At 63.9% G+C, this 19,356-nt stretch carries 16 protein-coding genes, 2 tRNA genes and 1 pseudogene; 8 read left to right on the forward strand and 11 right to left on the reverse strand.

Annotated features, from left to right (window positions below):
* Positions 1-293: 293 nt before the first annotated feature.
* Positions 294-776, forward strand: coding sequence for an RNA pyrophosphohydrolase (locus Q0R02_RS11285; RefSeq protein WP_293883581.1), 483 nt, complete (start codon positions 294-296; stop codon positions 774-776).
* On the opposite strand, the gene Q0R02_RS11290 is transcribed toward Q0R02_RS11285, so the two are convergent.
* On the reverse strand, positions 745-2,829 hold the full coding sequence (locus Q0R02_RS11290) for a malate synthase G (protein ID WP_293883583.1): 2,085 nt from the start codon (positions 2,827-2,829) through the stop codon (positions 745-747). The two genes, Q0R02_RS11285 and Q0R02_RS11290, sit on opposite strands and share 32 nt — an antisense overlap.
* A gap of 116 nt (positions 2,830-2,945) precedes the next feature.
* Between Q0R02_RS11290 and Q0R02_RS11295 the strand changes: the two genes are divergently transcribed.
* From Q0R02_RS11295 to Q0R02_RS11310, 4 genes are all read left to right on the forward strand, one after another.
* On the forward strand, positions 2,946-4,157 hold the full coding sequence (locus Q0R02_RS11295) for a hydrolase (protein WP_293883585.1): 1,212 nt from the start codon (positions 2,946-2,948) through the stop codon (positions 4,155-4,157).
* Positions 4,154-5,155 (forward strand): arginine N-succinyltransferase, encoded by a 1,002-nt coding sequence (locus tag Q0R02_RS11300; protein ID WP_293883587.1) that lies wholly within the window; start codon positions 4,154-4,156, stop codon positions 5,153-5,155. The genes Q0R02_RS11295 and Q0R02_RS11300 overlap by 4 nt, the downstream gene beginning before the upstream one ends.
* Positions 5,152-6,402: an N-succinylarginine dihydrolase gene (locus Q0R02_RS11305; RefSeq protein WP_293883589.1), complete on the forward strand. Its 1,251-nt coding sequence runs from the start codon at positions 5,152-5,154 to the stop codon at positions 6,400-6,402. The genes Q0R02_RS11300 and Q0R02_RS11305 overlap by 4 nt, the downstream gene beginning before the upstream one ends.
* Positions 6,403-6,477: 75 nt before the next feature.
* The gene (locus tag Q0R02_RS11310; RefSeq protein WP_293883591.1) at positions 6,478-6,717 is read left to right on the forward strand and encodes a hypothetical protein; all 240 of its coding nucleotides are present in this window, start codon (positions 6,478-6,480) and stop codon (positions 6,715-6,717) included.
* 88 nt (positions 6,718-6,805) lie between these two features.
* Here Q0R02_RS11310 and Q0R02_RS11315 read toward each other — a convergent pair.
* A tRNA-Arg gene (locus tag Q0R02_RS11315) sits at positions 6,806-6,882 on the reverse strand.
* 93 nt (positions 6,883-6,975) lie between these two features.
* Between Q0R02_RS11315 and Q0R02_RS11320 the strand changes: the two genes are divergently transcribed.
* Positions 6,976-7,473, forward strand: coding sequence for a hypothetical protein (locus Q0R02_RS11320; RefSeq protein ID WP_293883592.1), 498 nt, complete (start codon positions 6,976-6,978; stop codon positions 7,471-7,473).
* Here Q0R02_RS11320 and Q0R02_RS11325 read toward each other — a convergent pair.
* The 7 genes from Q0R02_RS11325 to Q0R02_RS11355 are packed head-to-tail and all read right to left on the reverse strand — an operon-like array spanning position 7,470 to position 15,876.
* The gene (locus Q0R02_RS11325; protein WP_293883594.1) at positions 7,470-8,027 is read right to left on the reverse strand and encodes a gamma carbonic anhydrase family protein; all 558 of its coding nucleotides are present in this window, start codon (positions 8,025-8,027) and stop codon (positions 7,470-7,472) included. The two genes, Q0R02_RS11320 and Q0R02_RS11325, sit on opposite strands and share 4 nt — an antisense overlap.
* Positions 8,020-9,009, reverse strand: coding sequence for a porphobilinogen synthase (gene hemB, locus Q0R02_RS11330; protein WP_293883596.1), 990 nt, complete (start codon positions 9,007-9,009; stop codon positions 8,020-8,022). The genes Q0R02_RS11325 and hemB overlap by 8 nt, the downstream gene beginning before the upstream one ends.
* An 18-nt stretch (positions 9,010-9,027) precedes the next feature.
* On the reverse strand, positions 9,028-10,494 hold the full coding sequence (locus Q0R02_RS11335; protein WP_293883598.1) for an MATE family efflux transporter: 1,467 nt from the start codon (positions 10,492-10,494) through the stop codon (positions 9,028-9,030).
* Between the two features lie 27 nt (positions 10,495-10,521).
* Positions 10,522-13,170 (reverse strand): valine--tRNA ligase, encoded by a 2,649-nt coding sequence (locus Q0R02_RS11340; protein ID WP_293883600.1) that lies wholly within the window; start codon positions 13,168-13,170, stop codon positions 10,522-10,524.
* A 35-nt stretch (positions 13,171-13,205) separates the two neighbouring features.
* A complete protein-coding gene (locus Q0R02_RS11345; RefSeq protein WP_367271463.1) occupies positions 13,206-13,727 on the reverse strand; it encodes a DUF2497 domain-containing protein in 522 nt (173 codons plus the stop codon).
* A gap of 41 nt (positions 13,728-13,768) precedes the next feature.
* Positions 13,769-15,220 carry a TolC family outer membrane protein gene (locus tag Q0R02_RS11350; protein ID WP_293883604.1) on the reverse strand — a complete coding sequence of 484 codons (1,452 nt, stop codon included), beginning with the start codon at positions 15,218-15,220 and terminating at the stop codon, positions 13,769-13,771.
* 17 nt (positions 15,221-15,237) lie between these two features.
* The gene (locus Q0R02_RS11355; protein ID WP_293883606.1) at positions 15,238-15,876 is read right to left on the reverse strand and encodes a protein-L-isoaspartate O-methyltransferase; all 639 of its coding nucleotides are present in this window, start codon (positions 15,874-15,876) and stop codon (positions 15,238-15,240) included.
* 160 nt (positions 15,877-16,036) lie between these two features.
* Here Q0R02_RS11355 and Q0R02_RS11360 point away from each other — a divergent pair.
* A tRNA-Cys gene (locus tag Q0R02_RS11360) sits at positions 16,037-16,110 on the forward strand.
* A 78-nt stretch (positions 16,111-16,188) separates the two neighbouring features.
* Here Q0R02_RS11360 and Q0R02_RS13840 read toward each other — a convergent pair.
* Positions 16,189-17,955 (reverse strand): annotated as a pseudogene (locus tag Q0R02_RS13840) (acyltransferase family protein); the annotation flags it as partial.
* Between Q0R02_RS13840 and Q0R02_RS11370 the strand changes: the two are divergent.
* Positions 17,863-18,114 (forward strand): hypothetical protein, encoded by a 252-nt coding sequence (locus Q0R02_RS11370; protein WP_293883610.1) that lies wholly within the window; start codon positions 17,863-17,865, stop codon positions 18,112-18,114. The pseudogene Q0R02_RS13840 and the gene Q0R02_RS11370 overlap by 93 nt on opposite strands.
* On the opposite strand, the gene Q0R02_RS11375 is transcribed toward Q0R02_RS11370, so the two are convergent.
* Entirely contained in the window at positions 18,093-19,220 is a 1,128-nt protein-coding gene (locus Q0R02_RS11375; protein WP_293883612.1) for a glycosyltransferase family 4 protein, read from the reverse strand. The genes Q0R02_RS11370 and Q0R02_RS11375 overlap by 22 nt on opposite strands.
* Positions 19,221-19,356 lie beyond the last annotated feature (136 nt).

Here is a 19,356-nt window from a genome sequence, read left to right on the forward strand (position 1 = left end):
CGCCTTCTGCCCGCAAGATGTCCATGACGACGGCATATTTGCTGAAGTGATGCGCACTGTCGGGGTTCTGGACGATATAGTCGGGGTGGTGGACGGCGTGGAGCATTCGGGTTCCTGGCGAACTAAATTTCGTCGTCTCCCCGGCGCAGGCCGGGGCCTATACGGCTGTCAGAAAGAGGCGCACCCGACCCGGAAGCGGTATAGGCCCCGGCCTTCGCCGGGTGACGGCAGTGAATTTCACAGTTGCGCAACCATCATCTCCTCGGACAATAGCGGTCAACCGGAGACGATCCATGAACACCCTTCCCTATCGCCCAGCCGCCGCGGTCATGTTGATCAACGCCGAGAATAAGGCGTTCGTTGCCCAGCGTATCGATTCGAGCTTCGACGCGTGGCAGATGCCACAGGGTGGGCTCGACGAGGGTGAAAACGCGCGCGATGGTGCCCTCCGGGAACTGAAGGAGGAAACCGGCATCGCCCCGCACCAGGTCGAGATCATCGCCCAGGCGTCGCGCAAACTGACCTACGACCTGCCGCCCGAGCTACAGAAAAAATTGTGGAAGGGGCGTTACGCAGGGCAGACGCAAAGCTGGTTCCTCGCGCGGTTTCTCGGGACCGACGCGGATGTGAACCTCGAAACCGAACACCCCGAGTTCCGCGCATGGCAATGGGTCGATCCGTGGGAGCTTCCCCAGTTAATCGTGACCTTCAAGAAAAAGCTTTACGAAGAGGTGCTCGAGGAGTTCAGGCCGTTCCTGCCTTTGCCGCCTGCCTAAACTTGTGGAGCAACGGTTCGGTGTAGCCGTTCGGCTGCGTCAGTCCCTCAAACACCAGCGCCCGGGCGGCGGTGAAGGCGATACTAGCCGCTGGGTCTGGCGCCATTGGCCGATACAGCGCGTCTCCAGCATTCTGGGCATCGACCTTTGCCGCCATCCGCAGCAGTGCGGCATCGACCTGCTCTGCAGAACAGACGCCGTGGAGCAGCCAGTTTGCCATATGTTGCGATGAAATCCTGAGCGTGGCGCGGTCTTCCATCAGGCCGACATCGTCGATGTCGGGGACTTTCGAACAGCCGATGCCCTGGTCGATCCAGCGCACGACGTAGCCCAGAATTCCCTGAGCATTGTTGTCGAGTTCGCGCTCGACCTCGGCCGGCGACCAGTTGCGACCGGCTGCAAGCGGGATCGTCAGCAGGGCGGACAGCGGCGGGATCGCGGCGACCTCTGCTTGCCGCGCAAATACATCGACCTGATGATAATGCATCGCGTGCAGCGTGGCCGCGGTCGGTGACGGCACCCATGCGGTGTTCGCGCCCGACATCGGATGGCCGATCTTCTGCACCATCATGTCGGCCATGCGGTCGGGAGCGGCCCACATGCCCTTGCCGATCTGCGCCTTGCCCGACAGCCCGCAGGCAAGCCCGATGGCGACGTTGCGACCCTCGTACGACTTGATCCAGGCGGACGCTTTCATCTCTGCCTTCGGCACCATCGGCCCTGCGCGCATCGACGTGTGCATCTCGTCACCGGTGCGGTCGAGGAAGCCGGTGTTGATGAAGGCGATTCGGCTCCGCACGGCATGGATCGTTGCCGCAAGATTTGCAGAGGTCCGCCGTTCCTCGTCCATCACGCCGACCTTGATCGTGTTGCGCGTCAGGCCCAGAAGATCCTCGGTCGCGTCGAACAGCGCGTTCGTGAAGCCGGCTTCCTCGGGTCCGTGCATCTTGGGCTTGACGATATAGATGCTGCCGGCGCGGCTGTTCTGCCCATTATCGTGCAGCGCGATGAGCGACGTGATGACGGTATCCAATATGCCCTCGGGCACTTCCGAACCGTCGGGCAGCAGGATTGCCGGGTTGGTCATCAGATGCCCGACATTGCGGACGAACATCAGGCTGCGCCCGTGGAGCGTGAAGGCACCCCCGGTCCCTTGCCATTCGCGGTCGGCATCGAGCGCGCGGGTCAGCGTCCTGCCCCCCTTTTCGAAAGTCGCGGTCAGGTCGCCCTTCATCAGACCGAGCCACGTCCGGTAAGCGACAACCTTGTCATCGGCATCGACGGCGGCGACCGAATCCTCAAGGTCGATGATCGTCGACAGCGCCGATTCGAGGATGACGTCGGCAATGCCCGCCGGGTCACTGGCGCCGATGGCGCTATCCCGGTCGATGATGAGTTCGATGTGCAAGCCGTGGTTACGGAGCAGAACGGCGGACGGGTTGCTGCGATCCCCTCGCCACCCAATGGCCGGAAGATCGGCAACCGAGGTCAGGTCGGCCCAACTGCCCGATCCCAGCGGCACTGCGCGGTCGAGGAAATCCTTGGCATAGGCAATGACCGCGGCCCCGCGGATCGGGTCATATCCGCCCGCAACCGCCGGGGGTGCGTTCAGCGCGTCGGTGCCGTAAAGCGCGTCGTACAGACTGCCCCAGCGCGCGTTGGCGGCGTTCAGCGCAAAGCGTGTGTTGAGCGATGGCACCACCAGCTGCGGTCCAGCGAGCGTCGCCACCTCGGCATCGACGTTGTCGGTCGTGATGGCGAAGACGGCGGGTTCGTCGACCAGATAGCCAATTTCACGAAGGAATGCCTGATAGGCTTCGGCATCGTGAGGTTGGCCTGCGCGCGCGCTGTGCCATTCATCGATCTTTGCCTGCAGAGCGTCGCGCTTTTCGAGCAAGCTGCGGTTGTGCGGCGTGAAATGGGCGATAATTTCAGCCAGCCCGCTCCACAGTGCGGCAGCCTCTATGCCAGTGCCGGGAAGCGCCTCATGCTCGACGAAATCGATCAGGGCGGGCGCAACCTTCAGGGTGGCGCGGTCGAGATAGACGGGCATGGGAACTCCTTGGCTAATGGTCGATGCGTACTGGTGGTGCCGGGGAGGAAACCGCCGCCGCTATGACGCCGTTTGGCCCCTTCGACAAGCGGGTGACTGCCGGTTAGACGGGTGGAATGACGACACTGACATATGACGAAAACTCACTGATCGACCGGGCGGGCGCTGCGCCGATGCTGCGCCAGGTTGAAACCTGGGCAGCGATCAATTCGGGGACGGGCAATCTGGCAGGTCTGGCGACAGTCGCCGGACTGCTGGCCGATGCATTTGCGGCATTGCCGGGCGACGTCCGGTTGGTCGAAGCAGCCCCGGTCGATGCGATTTTGCCCGATGGATCGCGGCAGGAGCACGCGCACGGCCAGCATTTGCACCTTTGCGTGCGCCCCCAGGCGAACCGGCGGGTGCTGCTGACCGGCCATATGGACACGGTGTTCGGCGCCGACCATGTCTTCCAGACTTTGCGAGAGAGTGAACCCGGCATCGTCAACGGGCCGGGCGTGGCGGACATGAAGGGGGGCATCGCGGTGATGCTGGCGGCACTGGCGGCATTCGAGGGGAGTACAGGCGCGACTGCCCTTGGCTATGACGTTCTAATCAACAGCGACGAGGAAACCGGGTCGCTGTCGTCGTCCGCGCTGATCACCGAACTGGCGCGCGGCAAGGTGGCGGCGCTGACCTATGAACCCGCCGCCCTGCCCGACGGCACGCTGGCGGGCGCGCGTCCGGGGAGCGGAAACTTCAGCTTCATCGTGACGGGCCGGGCCGCGCACGCGGGGCGGAACCCGGAGGACGGGCGCAATGCATTGCTGGCGGCGGCGGCACTTGCGCTGCGGCTGGCGGCTGTTCAGGCACCCGGGCTGTCGGTGAACCCTGCCCGCATCGACGGCGGCGGACCGAACAACGTCGTGCCCGATCACGCCGTCCTTCGCGTCAACATGCGGCCCTCCACCCCCGCCGACGAGGACCGTGCGCGGTCGGCAATCGACCTCGCCATCGTCGAGATCGCGACGCTGCACGATGTCGGTATCCATGTGCACGGCGGCTTTGGACGCCCACCCAAGCCCATGGACCCGCCTGCCGAAAAGCTGTTTAGCCTGGTCCGCGATTGTGGCACGGCACTGGGCCAGGCGATCGGGTGGAAAGCGACCGGCGGCGTGTGCGACGGCAATAACATTGCGGCGTGCGGGGTCCCGGTGGTGGACACGATGGGTGTGCGCGGAGGCGCGATCCATTCGTCGGACGAATATCTGATTATTAAATCACTGGAGGAGCGAGCGATGCTGAGCGCCTTGGTCCTGCACCGCATTGCCGATGGGGAAAGCCAGTGACATTCCGGATGCGGGCAGCACGAACGTCCGACCTTGCGGCGTTGTATGAAATGGCGAAACTGACCGGCGGCGGGTTTACCAACCTGCCGCCCGACAAGCCGTCGCTGGTTGCCAAGCTGGACCGGTCGGCGGTGGCCTTTGCAGGCGCGCAGGATGTTCTGGGCGAAGACCTGTTCGTGCTGGTGCTGGAAAATACCGAGACCGGTCAGGTCCGTGGCACCTGCCAGATATTCAGCCAGGTGGGCATGAGCGCGCCCTTTTACAGTTATCGCATCGGCACGCTGACGCAGCATTCCCGCGAGCTGGAACGCACGTTCCGCGCCGACATGCTGACGCTTTCGACCGACTTGGAAGGAGCGAGCGAAGTCGGCGGCCTGTTCCTTCACCCGCATGAACGCGCCGGCGGCCTGGGCATGCTGATCGCGCGCAGCCGTTACCTGTTCATCCGCCAGCACCGCGCCCGCTTTGCCGACACGACGATCGCTGAATTGCGCGGCCTGATCGACGAAAGCGGCGGCTCACCGTTCTGGGACGGGATCGCGGGCCGCTTTTTCGGAATGAGCTTTCAGGAAGCCGACGAATTCAACGCCATCCACGGCCACCAGTTCATCGCCGACCTGATGCCCAAGCACCCGGTCTATATCGCCATGCTGAGTGAAGCCGCACGTGCCGCCATCGGCCTGCCCCACCCATCGGGGCGCGCGGCCATGCGAATGCTGGAGGGCGAAGGATTTTCAGCGGACGGCTATGTCGACATTTTCGACGGTGGGCCGACGATGCGCGCGCCGACGGACCGCATTCGGTCGGTCCGGGATGCCCGGTTCGCCACCATCGGCGCGGTGGCCACTAACGATGCGACACGCGCCATAGTGTCGCACGGCAGGCTGGATGAATTCGTGGCGACGTGGGGCTGCGTCGATGGCGACCGGATCGATCCCGCCGCCGCGCAGTTGCTGGGCGTGGCCGCAGGCGACGAAATCCTGGTGGCGCCGCAATGAGCCTGGTCGAAATCAATTTCGACGGCATCGTCGGCCCCAGTCATAACTATGCGGGGCTGAGCGCGGGTAATCTCGCCTCGGCCAGCAATGCGGGCGCTATTTCGCATCCCCGGGCGGCGGCGTTGCAGGGGATCGAGAAGATGCGGGCGAACATGGCGCTCGGGCTGGCGCAGGGGTTCTTCCTGCCGCACGATCGTCCAGACGTTGCTTGGCTGGCGTCGATTGGCTCTGATCCCGACCACGCCGAGCCTCATATTCGCGCAGCCGCTTTGTCGGCATCGGCAATGTGGGCCGCCAACGCCGCCACCGTGTCGCCCGCCCCCGACACCGACGACGGGCGCTGCCACCTGACCCCCGCGAACCTGATGACCATGGCCCACCGCGCGCACGAATGGCCGGGCACGCTGGCCCAGCTAAAGCTGGCCTTCGCCCACCCCGCATTTGCGATCCATGCCCCCATCCCGGCCCCGTTCGGTGATGAAGGCGCGGCCAACCACATGCGCCTGTGTCGTGAGCATAGCGCACCAGGTATCGAGGTCTTCGTCTATGGCGTGCGCGGCGGTCGCTTTCCGGCGCGCCAGCATATCGAGGCGTCAAAGGCGGTGGCGCGACTGCATGGCGTCAACAGCGCGCTGTTCGTGGCCCAATCAGAGGCGGCAATCGCTGCGGGCGCATTCCACAACGACGTCGTGGCCGTTGCCAACGAACGCGTGCTGTTCACCCACGAGCAGGCGTTCGAGGACAAGGCGCAATTCTATGGTGCGTTGCAGGAGCGGCTGCCCGAAGTCGAGATTATCGAAGTTCCGGCTGACGTGATCTCGCTTGGCGATGCCATCTCCAGCTATTTGTTCAACGCGCAACTTGTGACCTTGCCCGCTGGCGGCGGCATGGCGCTGATCCTGCCAAACGAGGCGCAGGACAACGCGCGTGTCTGGGCATGGCTGCAAAGCCTGATTGCGGGCAATGGCCCGATCCGGCGACTGGTCCCGGTCGACCTGCGCGAATCGATGGCTAACGGCGGCGGTCCCGCCTGCCTGCGCCTGCGTGTGGTTGCCGACCCGACGACCGTCGATCGACGCTTCATGGCGGACACGGCGAAACTGGAGATGATCGGGGACGTCGTCGAGCGGCATTGGCCGAAAACGATGGAGCCCGGTGACTTGGGAAACAGCGCTGTAATCGAGGGCATCAGGCGGGCGCGGGCAGCCCTGATTTCGGCGCTAAGTCTTCCCGAACTGTCGAGTTAATTTACATTTAACCATGACGGTGACAGCCGATCCACGGTTTTTCGCGCTTGGCCCGGTCCTTGCTCTATCAAGGGCATGTTAAAAAAAATCGGTCGCCTCTTCACTATCAAGACCAAGTGGGAAGCCTATCTCATCATATACTCGCTCGCGACTGGATCAATGGAGCGCGGCAAGGCGTATCTGGTGACTTACCCGGGCTACGGAGGATGGCTGTTGATGGCCGCCTGTTCGGGCGCGGTCTTTCTGGGTGGTGCGAAGATACTCGACGCGATCACGATGTTGCGCGAGCGGTCGGAGGAAGCAGCGAAGGTCTAAGGGCGTGGACATGATGTCGATGGACACCAGCCTGGTGGCAGACGAGCTTTGCTACCCGCCTTCCCGTTATAATTCCTCATGGAGAAATTGGTGCGCCCGGAGCGATTCGAACGCCCGGCCCTCAGATTCGTAGTCTGATGCTCTATCCAGCTGAGCTACGGGCGCACTGGGATGGTTCCCCTAGGCGAGCGTTTCCAAAGGTGCAACCCCGTTACGCCGCCCGTTGCTCGGCGATGCGCACTTCCCTATGCCACGGCCATGACAAAACGCCTCGTCCCGATGTTCGTGCTTGCGCTTTCGGCTTGCAGCAATGGGGTCAACCCCCCTTCGCTGCTACCCCGACCGATTGAAAAACAGGCGCTTGCCACTCCCCCGGTCGCGGTTTCGGTGACCGCTGGCCCCATCGACCCTGCCCTCCAGAAACAGATCGTCGACGCGCTCGCCAAGGTGAAGATGGGCGACGCCCAATTCACCCGGACCGACCGGGCCAGCGGTCGCCAGATCGCCGCCGGGCGTGGCGCGGCCGAGGGTAGCGAAGCATGGGTCGTCGGACAGCAGGCGCAATCGGCGCTGGAGGCCGCGCGCCAGGACAGTGCGGGCGGGCTTGCTGAGATTGCGGCCCTGCTGCTGGCGCAGACGCAGGCGGCTGCAAGCGATCCGAAATTGGGTGGCGTGGCCGAACTGACAGCAGCAGAAAGCGAAGCCAGCACTATTGTCGCACGCCAGACTGAACGCCTGCAGGAACTTACCCGCTAAGGACGGTTGAAACCCGGCTCGGCCTTATGTCGCTGCGCCAACGTTACATAGGCCGGCGCACCGCGACGATTGCGGGCAATCTCGTCGGCGTCCATGTCACGCAATTTTTTGGCAGGGCGACCCATCCACAATTCGCCGCTGCGGATAGTCTTTCCCGGCGTCAGCAACGACCCCGCGGCCAGCATCCCGTCCGATTCGATCGTGCAACCATCCATGACGATGCTGCCCAGCCCGACGAATGCGCGGTCGTGCAGGACTGATCCGTGGAGCATGACCATGTGACCGATCAGCACGTCGTCGCCGATGATCGTGGGCAATCCATCGTGGCCGTCCTTTGCCGAGTCGACGTGGATGACCGTGCCGTCCTGGATGTTGGTCCGCGCTCCGATAACGATCCGGTTCACGTCGCCGCGCAGGACGCAATTGTACCAGATGCTCGACTGCGGGCCGATCGTGACATTGCCGATGACATGGCATCCGGGTGCGATAAAAGCGCTGTCCTCGACGGTCGGCAGTACGCCGCCGAAGGGGATCAGGCCGACGCCTTCAACCATTGAGCAGCCGCGCCGCATGCGCCGCGTGATAGGTCAAGATACCCGAACATCCCGCCCGCCGGAACGCGAGCAGCGTTTCCAGCACCAGCGCATCGCGATCGGCCGCCCCTGGGGCGGCCGCCGCCTCGATCATCGCATATTCGCCAGATACGGCGTAGGCGAACACCGGTATCTCGAACCGTTCCTTCACGCGGCGAATGATGTCGAGATAGGGCAGGCCCGGCTTTACCATCACGCTGTCCGCCCCTTCGGCAATGTCCAGTTCGACTTCGCGCATCGCCTCGTCGGCGTTGGCGGGATCCATCTGATAGGTTTTCTTGTTGCCTTTCAGCAGCCCGCTCGAACCGACGGCATCACGGAACGGGCCGTAAAAGGCCGATGCGTATTTCGCCGCATAGGCCATGATCTGGACATTGAGATGGCCTGCCTCCTCCAGCGCATCGCGGATTGCGCCGACGCGGCCGTCCATCATGTCCGACGGCGCGATGATATCCGCGCCCGCGTCGGCCTGCACCAGTGCCTGGCCGACCAGCCGTTCGGACGTCGTGTCATTGACGACATAGCCAGACGCATCGACCAGCCCGTCATGGCCGTGTACCGTATAGGGATCGAGAGCAACGTCGGTCAGCACGCCGATCTCGGGCACGGCGTCCTTGACCGCGCGGATGGCACGGCACATCAGATTGTCGGGGTTCAGCGCCTCGCGCCCGTCGTCGGTGCGAAGTTCGGCAGGCGTGTGGGGGAATAGTGCGATCACGCCGATGCCAAGCGCCTTCGCCTCCCGCGCCCGCCCCACGATCAGGTCTACCGACCAGCGCGACACGCCGGGCAGGCTGGCAACCGGTTCCTCCACGCCGTTTCCACTCGTCACGAACAGCGGCCAGATCAGGTGCTGCGGGGCGAGATGGGTTTCACTCACCAGCGCCCGGCTCCAGTTGCTGGCACGCGTGCGGCGAAGGCGGATCGCAGGGAACATCGACATGCGCCTCCCTTAGGGCGCTTATCCCGGCGGCTGCAAGCGCCCCGCTGGCTCGGCGGTGGCGGACGCAGCATGCTCGGTCTCCACGTGCCCGGGAGGCGTCACCAAGTGCATCGTCCGCCAATTGCCCATGCGATAATAGAGAATCGCCAGCAGCATCGTCACCAGCGAGCTGATCGGAAAGCTCAGCCAGATCGCGTCAGCACCCAGCGTCGGACGCAGAGCCCAGGCGACGCCAAGGCGGAACGGCAGCAACGACAGCGCCAGAATGATCAGCGGGGGCCAGACCGATCCATTTGCGCGCATCGTGCCGAACAGCACGAAGGTCACGCCAAACAGTATGAAGCTCCATGTTGCGATCAACTGAATATGGCGCGCAATCGGCATCGCAGGTGATTCCTGGGCCAGGAACAGGCCGAGTGCCTGCCGATCGACGATGGCGAGCAAGGTCACTAGCCCGGTCGTCAGCAACAGGCTGAATATGACACCCCAACGCGTGATCTGCCCGACCCGGTCCCATTTATTCGCACCGATATTTTGAGCGGCCATCGCACTGACCGCCGCGCCGACTGCCATCGCGGGCATCTGGATATAGGTCCATAGTTGTTGGGTAACGCCATAGGCCGCCGTCACCACGACGCCCTCGCGGTTGATCAGCCCGATCATCACCAGCGCCGATCCCGACACGACGAACATTTGCATCGCCATGGGAAAGCCCTTCACCATCAGGACCTTGGCCAGCGCCATGTCGGGGACAAGATAGCGCAACTCCTTGCCCCTCAGCCTGACAGGAAGATCGCGCAGATAAATGTGGACCAGCAAGCCGAGCAGGCTGATATAACCCGCGAACGCAGTCGCCGTCGCCGACCCGGCGATCCCCATGCGCGGGAATGGGCCCAGCCCGAGCATGAAAACCGGGTTAAGCCCTGAATCGAGCACAACGCTGACCGCCATCCATTTCAACGGGGTCAGCGCGTCGCCGGTCCCACGCAGGCCCATCATCAGCAACACGGTCAGGAACGATGCCGGCATCGCAATAAAGATGACGCGGAGATACGCCAGCGCAAGCGGCGCGGCCTCCCGCGGCGTGGCGAGAACATGCAGCAGTTGCGGCGTGAAGATCCAGCCCAGCACCGCAATCAGTATCGACAGTATCAGGAACAGGCCGACCGCGGTGCCCATGATCCGCCGCACCGCATCGACGTCGCGGCGACCGTAGTTTTGTCCGACCAGAATCGTTGCCGCCATGCCAAAACCGAACAGCGCCGCGAACATCAGGAACATAACCAGATTGGCGTTCGACGTCGCCGCCAGCGCATTCTCACCCAGGATCCGCCCAACCCAGATCGCATTGATCGACCCATTGAGCGACTGGAGAATGTTAGACCCAAGCGTTGGCAGCGCGAACAGCATCAACGTCTTGGCGATCGGCCCAATCGTCAGGTCGGGCTTCGCACGCGCCGCGCGCTGCGGATCAACGTCGGCCATCGAAAGCCCTCCAGGTCACATTCATGCTCATCCCAGTCGCGCCAGCGCCGCTGTCAGCCGCTCGGCTTCAGCGGATTTTTCGGCAAAGTCCTCCCGCGCCTTGACAACGGCTTCGGGCTTGGCCCGCTCGACAAACGACGGGTTGTCCAGCCGCTTGGACAGGGCGTCGGCTTCCTTGGTCGCGGCGTCGATGGCCTTGGTCAGGCGGGCGCGTTCGGCGGGAAGGTCGACCGCGTTGGCAAGCGGGAAGATGAGCGTTGCCTCCCCAATCACAATCTGCGCCGAGCCGCTAACAGTTGCTTGAGACCCCATCAGAGTTTTGAAGTTCGAGACTCGAGACATGCGTCGGAGTTTCGAGCGATGATCTGAAATTCTCTTGAGGGTCGCGTCGGACGCGTTCAGGGTCGAGGGCTCAAGCATGATTCCCGGCGCGATGTTCAATTCGGCGCGCATCGATCGCACGCCGTTAACGACCCCGATTACCCAATCGATCTCGTTCGCCACCGCCTGATCGTAAACGACCGCTGGCGCAGGCCATTGTGCCAGCACGAGGTCATGATCCCGCGCACCCATCGCGTGCCACAGTTCTTCGGTTATGAACGGCATGAACGGGTGCAGCATTACCAGGATCTGGTCGAACACCCAGCCTGCAACCGCCTTGGTTTCATCGCAGATTTCGGTCTTGATCAGCTCCAGATACCAGTCGCAGAACCGGTCCCAGACAAAATGATACACCGCCCCCGCCGCCTCGTCGAAGCGCAGGTCGGCGAGCGCCTTGTCGAGCTTGGCAACGGTTTGAACAACCTCACCGATGATCCAGCGATTGACCGTCAGTTCCGCCGCCGGAGCGCCGACCGAAGTCGCAGCGCCGATGCCGTTGACCTGACAGAAGCGTGCCGCGTTCCACAGCTTGGTCGCGAAGTTGCGATACCCCTCAAGTCGCTTTTCATCGAGCTTTATGTCGCGGCCCTGGCTTTCCATCGACGCCATGAAAAAGCGCAGCGCATCGGCCCCGTATTTGTCGATTAACCCAAGCGGATCGACAGTATTTCCCTTCGACTTCGACATTTTCGAACCATCGGGCGCGCGGACAAGGCCGTGCAGATACAGCGTCTTCCACGGCACTTCCTTCATGAAGTGCAGGCCCTGCATCGCCATGCGGGCATCCCAGAAGAACAGAATATCGAACCCTGAAATCAGGACGTCATTGGGATAGTGTTTGGCCAGTTTGGGATCGGCCAGTTTGGAATCGGCATCGGGCCAGCCCAGCGTCCCGAACGGCCACAGCGCGGATGAGAACCAGGTGTCCAGCACATCGCTGTCCCGAGTGAGGGCAACCCCCTCCCCGGCCAGCGCCCGCGCCCCGGTCTCGTCCTCGGCCACATAATATTTGCCGTCCGCGTCAAACCACGCCGGTATCTGGTGCCCCCACCAAAGTTGTCGTGAGACGCACCATGGTTGAATATTCTCAAGCCACTGGAACCAAGTCTTTTCCCAGGTCGCGGGGACAATCTTAATTGCACCGCTGCGCACCGCCTCGATCGCCGGACCCGCCAGGGTTTTGGCATCGACATACCATTGGTCGGTCAGCCACGGTTCGATCACCGCGCCCGACCGGTCGCCATACGGCGTCTGGATCACGCGGTCCTCGACGCGCTCGAACGCGCCCGCTTCCTCCAGCATCGCGACGACCCGACCGCGCGCGTCCTTAACCGACAGGCCCAGCAAAGCATCGGGAATAAGGCCATCCGAAGTCTGAATGATGTTGGCACCCGCATCGAGCATGTTCAGCATTTGCCCGGCGGCAAACCCAGCCCGCTTGCCGACCTCGAAATCGTTGAAGTCATGGCCTGGCGTGATCTTGACCGCACCCGACCCCAGTGCCGGGTCGGCATGGTCGTCGGCAACGATCGGGATCAGCCGTCCGGTGATCGGCAGCTTCACCAGCTTGCCGATCATTGCCGTGTAACGCTTGTCGGTCGGATTCACCGCAACCGCCATGTCGGCCAGCATCGTTTCCGGTCGCGTCGTCGCGACCGAGATATGGCCGCTGCCATCGGCCAGTGGGTAGCGCAGATGCCAGAACTTGCCCTGAATTTCGCGAGTCTCGACTTCCAGATCGCTGATCGCGGTCTTCAGGCCGGGGTCCCAGTTCACCAGTCGCTTGTCGCGGTACAGCAGCCCCTCGTTGTGCAGGTCGACGAAAACCTTGATGACGGCCTTTGAAAAGCCAGCGTCCATAGTGAAGCGTTCGTTTTTCCAATCGCAACTCGCGCCGATTCGGCGAAGCTGTTGCGTAATCTGGCCGCCGCTCTCGGCCTTCCAGTCCCAGACCTTCGCAATAAATTCATCGCGGGTGAAGTCGGTGCGTTTCTGCTGGCTGAGGGCCATCTGCCGCTCGACAACCATCTGTGTCGCGATCCCGGCGTGATCGGTGCCCGCGACCCACAGCGCATCCTTGCCCTGCAGTCGGGCATGGCGGACCAGTATGTCCTGCAGCGTGATGTCGAGCGCATGACCGATGTGCAGGCTGCCTGTCACATTCGGCGGCGGCATGACGATCGTGAACGGCGTGGCCTCGGGCCGCTCGGGTCGAAACGCGTTCGTGTCCTCCCAACGCGCATACCAGCGAGCTTCGATTTCAGCGGGGTCGAATGTCTTTGGAAGTTCGGTCATACCGCGCCGCGCTTAGCGTGTCGGGATCGACGCGCCTATCCCCGCGCGGTGATGCGCGAGATTTCCTGTGCGACCAGACGTTCGACGACATCGGGCAGCCGCTGGTCTAGCCATTCGGCCAGCATCGGCTTCAGCATTTCGCGGACCAGTCCCTCCAGCGTGTCGCCGCCAGTGACTTCGGGCTTGATCACCAACGCCGACAGCGCCGCGATCGAGGTTCGGCTCGCGGTCAGCGTCGCGTCGGAAACCAGCAGTGGGGCGGGCGTGGCTTCAGGTGCAAGTGGACTGCTCGCTTTCGATTCGCCGAACGCATCCTTGCTGGGAGCATCCTTGGCAGACAGAACTTCGGAAGCCGCATCTTCGGCGGGGATGGCGTCGGTGAGCTCAAGGATTTCCGAATCGTCGGGTTGAGCCGGCGTTGGAGCCGCGGGCTGTTCCATCGTGGCTCCGGCCACAGCGCGCCGCCCGCGCGGCACCGAGAGCGCCGCGTCGCTGTCCTCAGCGATGATACGCTTGATCGACGACAATATGTCCTCCATCGACGGTTCGTTGCTCATATCACCCACCGAAAAGCGCCCCTTGTATCGACGCCCCACCGCTAGGGCTGCGTCGGCCCCATAACTGACGGAGTTTGCGCAGGTGTGTCAACCGTACGGGTCGCAACCGCTGACGGTTTCGGATCATCGTGGAAATCCCAGATGTCGTTCCGGACCCTGCGGTAATTGATCGTGGGATCGTAAAGCGCGCCCGATTCGAGGCCGAGGTTGCGGGCCTCTGCCTGCCCCATCGCCGCCAGCAGAGAGAAGCCGGCGACATAGCTGTTCCGCCGGGCCGAAACCAGATTGACCTGCGAATTGAGCAATTCCTGCTCGGCATTCAGGATGTCGAGAATGGTGCGGTTGCCGACGCTGTTTTCGGCGCGCACACCTTCAAGCGACAAAGTGTTGGCATCGACCGCCGACTGCGACGAGATAATCAGCTCGTTCGATGCGCGCCAGCTGGCATAGGCAGCCCGCGTCTGGGCGACGATGCTGCGTTCGACCTCGATCGTCTGTTCGATCGATTGCGACTCGAGCGCCTGCGCCTGGCGGACCTGTGCCGTGGGCAGGCCACCCTGATATAGCGGGATCGACACCTGAATGCCCGCCTGCGCCGTCTTGCTGACTTGCGGAAGGTTGACGCCCGAACCAGCGCTGGTCAGCGAACCAAGATAATTCGAATAATTGCCGCCGGTGACCGCAGAGATTTTCGGCGCACGACTGGCACGGGCGACGCTGGTTTCGAACCGCGCGGCATCGCGACGGCGCTGGGCGGCCAACAGGCCCGGATTGTTGTCGAGCGCGACCGTCACCGCCGTGTCCGGCGAAACCGGCAGGTTCGGCAGCGGCGGTGGTGGTTCCAGGTTCACCGCCGGTTCGCCGACCAGCCTGACATAAGTCTCCCGGCTGCCGATCAGCGTGGCCTGCGCCGATTCGAGCTGACTGCGCGCTCCCGAAAGGCGCGCCTGCGACTGGGCAACGTCGGTCCGTGTCAGGTCGCCGACCTGAAACCGGTCGCGCGTCGCCTCCAGGTTGATCTTCAGGACATTCAAATTCTGAATGTTCAGCGATACGATCGCTTGGTCGCGAATGACGTCCATGTACGCGGCGACGACGTTGGAAAACACGGTCGCCTCGGTATCGCGCAAATTGGCCAGACCCGCACTGACGCGCGCGTCGGCAGCCTTGATGCCATTACGCACCGCGCCCCCTGCATAGATCGGGACCGAGAGGTTCACGCCAGCCGCGGTGCTGCGTGCGGGCGAGGTGAAGTTCAACGACGAGCGAACGAAATCCTCGGTATATTGTGCCGTCGCGCCGACGCTCGGCAGCCCGCGGGCCCGGGCGATCGGCACGCCCTGGTCGGTTGCCCGCTGTTCGGCGCGCGCACCGGTCAGCGTCGGATTGGTCCGATACGCCTTGGCAAGCGCCTCTCGCAGGGTGTCGGCCGAGGCCGGACCGGCAAGGACGGCTGTTGCAAGCAAAAAGGCGCGGAGGTGACGATGAACCACTGGTGCAACCCTTAATGTCAGAAAACGAAAGCGTGCGGTCGCACGAAGCCCGGCAGGATCACGGCATCGGCATCGGCAAAGGCGGTGAGTGCGAACCCTGCCCCACCGCGCCGTCCGACAGCAAGCCGTGTGACACCGTTTTCGACGAGCGCCGTGGCAAGTCTGCCACCGGGCGCGAGCTGGTCGATCAGCGCCTGGGGCACATCCTCAACGGCACCGTCAATGATGATGACGTCGAAGGGACCATGGTCGGCGGCACCGGCCTCCAGCGGGCCGACGACATCTCCCGCCGTCGCCAGCGCGGCATCGCATTCGAGGCCGACAACCGATTTTGCCAGCAGCCGGGCAATCGCGACAGCGTAACCCGTTGCCGAACCGACAATGAGGACGCGGTCGTTGGAGCCGATGCCGGCTTCGTTGATCAGCCGCGCTGTCGCCATCGGCGTGTTCAACGCGCGCCCGCCAACGAGCGGGATGGCAATGTCGGTATAGGCCACATCGCGACGCGCGGGCGGCACAAAATCTTCGCGGGGGACGCGCGCCATGGCGGCGATGACCCGGGGGTCGTCGACCGCGGTGGTGCGCAATTGATTGGACACCATCGCGCGGCGCGCAGCCTCGAAACGATCGGCGGGCTCAGAGCGGTCTGCGGTCATTGGTAGACTCTCTCCTTTACACCCAATCGGGGCAATGCCACAGCTGTGTTGGTCATGCAATACAGTGCGTCATCGGCCTATATCGCGTGCCGGGGCGTCCGCCAAGCTGCGAGATGCTGTTGACACCAGCGCCTGCGCCTTGCAGGAGGCGCGTCCGGTTGGCCCGATGGCGGAGTGGTGACGTAGAGGACTGCAAATCCTCGCACCCGGGTTCGATTCCCGGTCGGGCCTCCAACCGGACGCGAAGCCCCGTTCGGCACCAGCCGCCGTCAGGTGCTGGAAATCGAAGTAATACAGGTGCCCGGCGTTGCGATAGGCACAGCCAGCGGGGGTGCACAGGCTGGCGTGGGGGTCGATCACCGCTGTCCCGGTCGCCCGCCCTGCAGCCGCGATCAGCGGGCGCGCGGCATCCGGGATGACCTGCGCGAGCGGTGCGATCGAATTGCCCCCCTCGCCACCACCGAACATCCGGCGCACGGGGATCAGGTCGCCGATCACCCGTGCATAGGGATCGAAGCGCAGCGTCGGCGCGTCCTGCACCAGCACCACTCGCTTGCCCCGCGCGCGCAGCCAGCCGATCGTCGCCTCCAGAGCGGGTTGCAGCGCGACCGGGCGTTCCTGCGCATCCTTCAGCGCAAAGTCCGACGACCAGAACGACGCCAGCACGACGGTCGCGACCTCCGGGTGAGAGGCGACATAGGTAAAGGCAGCGCGCTGAAACGCGAGGCACTCGGCCCGATGGCCACGCCGGTCGGACGGATCGGTCGAATAGCCGTTCAGCGCCGGGCAGGAGGACTTGGTGAGTTGACCGAACGCCAGCCCCGCCTGGCGCGAACGCGCCGCCACGCCGGGCGCGATCGAGCTGCCATGGCTGTCCCCGATGACGACGACGCGTGCCTGGTCGGGGGCGGCAGGCAGCATGCAGACGTCGAGGTTGCGCAGCGTCGCCGTGCCATAGGGCGCCAGGCAGGGGTTAGACTTCGCCACCCGAGCCTCGGCGGCAAAGGCCCTTGCTTGAGCGGACAGACGCTGCGGCAGGCCGCCCAGCAGGTAAATCCCGGCCCCGATCCCGGCAACCGCCAGCGCGACGCCGAAATACCTGACCAGCACCGCGCGTTCACTCAGCACCCGGCGGCGCAAGGGCTGTTCAACAAAGCGCCAGGACAGGATGCCCAGCCCCAGCGCCAGCGCGATGAGGAAAACGGGCGACGTGCCCTCCCCGCCCAGTATGCGGTTGAAGTAAAAGACGGGCCAGTGCCACAGATAGAATGAATAGGAGACGCGGCCCAGGAATTGCATCGGGCGCGGTGCCAGCAGCCAGCGGTTGACGACGCTGCCCCGCGTCGCGAGCAGGGCCGCAGCGCCCAGAGTCGGCAGCAGCACGAACCAGCCCGGAAACGGAGTGGCGGGCACATAGCAAAAGATGCCCGCGACCAGCAGGGCTGCCCCGACCGCGGCAAGTCCCTCAGTCACAGCGACCGTCATCGGCTTGCCATGGAGCCGCTTTTCATGGAGCGCCAGCGCCGCACCGACGGCTAGTTCCCAGGCGCGCGTCGGCAGCAGGTAGAATGCCGCTGTCGCATCACGCTCCAGCAGGACCAGCGACCCGGCGAAGGACAGCAGCGAGAGGATCAGCAGGATGGCCAGCGCCCGCCGTCGCCGAACCCTTAGCAAGACCATCATCACGAACGGAAATATGATGTAGAATTGTTCCTCGACCGCAAGCGACCAGGTCATCAACAATGGCTTCAGGTCCGCAGCGGGCGCAAAATAGCCGCCGCCTGAATAGAACAGCAGGTTCGACACGGCATAGACGCTGGCGACCGCTTCCTTGCCCAGTTCGCGATACTCCTCGGGCGTCATGACCAGCGCACCGGCAAGAAAACAGGCCATCAGCATGGCAAACAGCGCCGGCAGGATGCGGCGGACGCGACGGGTGTAGAAATTGGCGAAGGTGAACGTGCCCGCGCTCATTTCGGCAAAGATATGTCCGCCGATCAGATAGCCCGATATCACGAAGAAAATATCGACCCCGGTAAAACCGCCCGCGACGCCGGTGTACCCGGCATGGAACAGCACGACCGCGCTGACGGCGACGGCGCGCAAGCCGTCGATGTCGGGACGATAGGTGGAGGGATCGGCACGGGGTTCGGCGGTGACCGACCCGTCACCCCTGTCGGACTTGGACAAGACTTCGGCTCCGGACAAGACTGGGGTCATGCGACGGCGGCGTGGTAGAGTGTGGCAAAGCGGGCGGCACAGGCCTCAACCGAGAAATGCTGTTCGAAGCGCGCCCGACCCGCCACCCCCATCGCAACGGCGCGCGCGGGGTCCTCGGCCAGCGCCGCCATCGCATTGGCCAGCGCCGCGACATCGCCCGGATCGACCAGCAGCGCCGTCGTGCCGTCAACGACCTGTTCGGCGATGGCACCGACGCAGGTCGAGATCACCGGGGTCGCTCGCGCCATCGCCTCCAGGATAGAGACCGGCTGGTTTTCGGCGCGCGACGGCAGCACGAAAATGTCGGCCGCACGGAGCAGCGTATCGGCACGCCCCTCGTCGACCCACCCCAGGAAATCGACCGCGTCGTCCAGCCCCAGCGCGACGCTGGTTGCCCTGGCCTCGGCAACCTCACCATTACCGGCAACGACAGCGGACCAGCCAATCCCACGCGCGCGCAATTCGGCGAGCGCACCCAGGAATACGTCGATGCCCTTGCGGTGCCCGACAATGCCCAGAAACAGGAAGGCAGGCACGGGCGCGGGCAGGCGGACGACCGGCGGATCGGCTGCGGGCACGCCATTGGGAATGACGACGACTCGGGACGCCGCGACGCCCAGAACATCGATGACGAACCGCTGCCAGAATTCTCCCAGCACGACGACATTGCGGACCCGCCCGAACAGCGCCCTGACTGCCGCCTGCCGCCGACTGGAAAGCCCGGCGTAGAATTCGTGATAGCCGCTGCCATGAAGATGCAGCACGGTCGGGACGCCCAACCGGCGGGCCAGTTGTTCGAACAGCAGCTTGCGCCAGGTCGAACCGCGCGGGGCGACGTTGATGTGGACAAGCTGGATGTGCTGGCGGACGAGCGTCACTGCAAAGCTGGCCAATGCGGCGGGCACGGTCAGGTGTTTCATCGGTCCGCTCTCGGCAAAGCGGGTGCGCAGTGTCGTGATCTTAATTTCGGGATGTCCGGCGGCCAGGGCGCGGGTCAGATACGTCATGATGCGACCGATCCCGCCCTGCGCCTTCAGGCCGTCGGACAACAGGATCGCAACCCGGACCGCACCGGCTGTCCCGTGCGACTCCCCCTCGCGCCCCGCCCCCGATTGATGCGCCATCGTATTGTCTCATCCCGGATCATGCTTCGCGATCAAGTAAGTATCGGCGTTTACGGCGGCGAACGATTGGCACAAGCGAATTGATGTCGAATTGGTCGTTAAATGGTGCAGTGCAATATTGCGCTTTCCGATCATT

Origin of the sequence: Sphingomonas sp. (assembly GCF_025353885.1) — a bacterium.
Lineage (GTDB): Bacteria > Pseudomonadota > Alphaproteobacteria > Sphingomonadales > Sphingomonadaceae > Sphingomonas_O.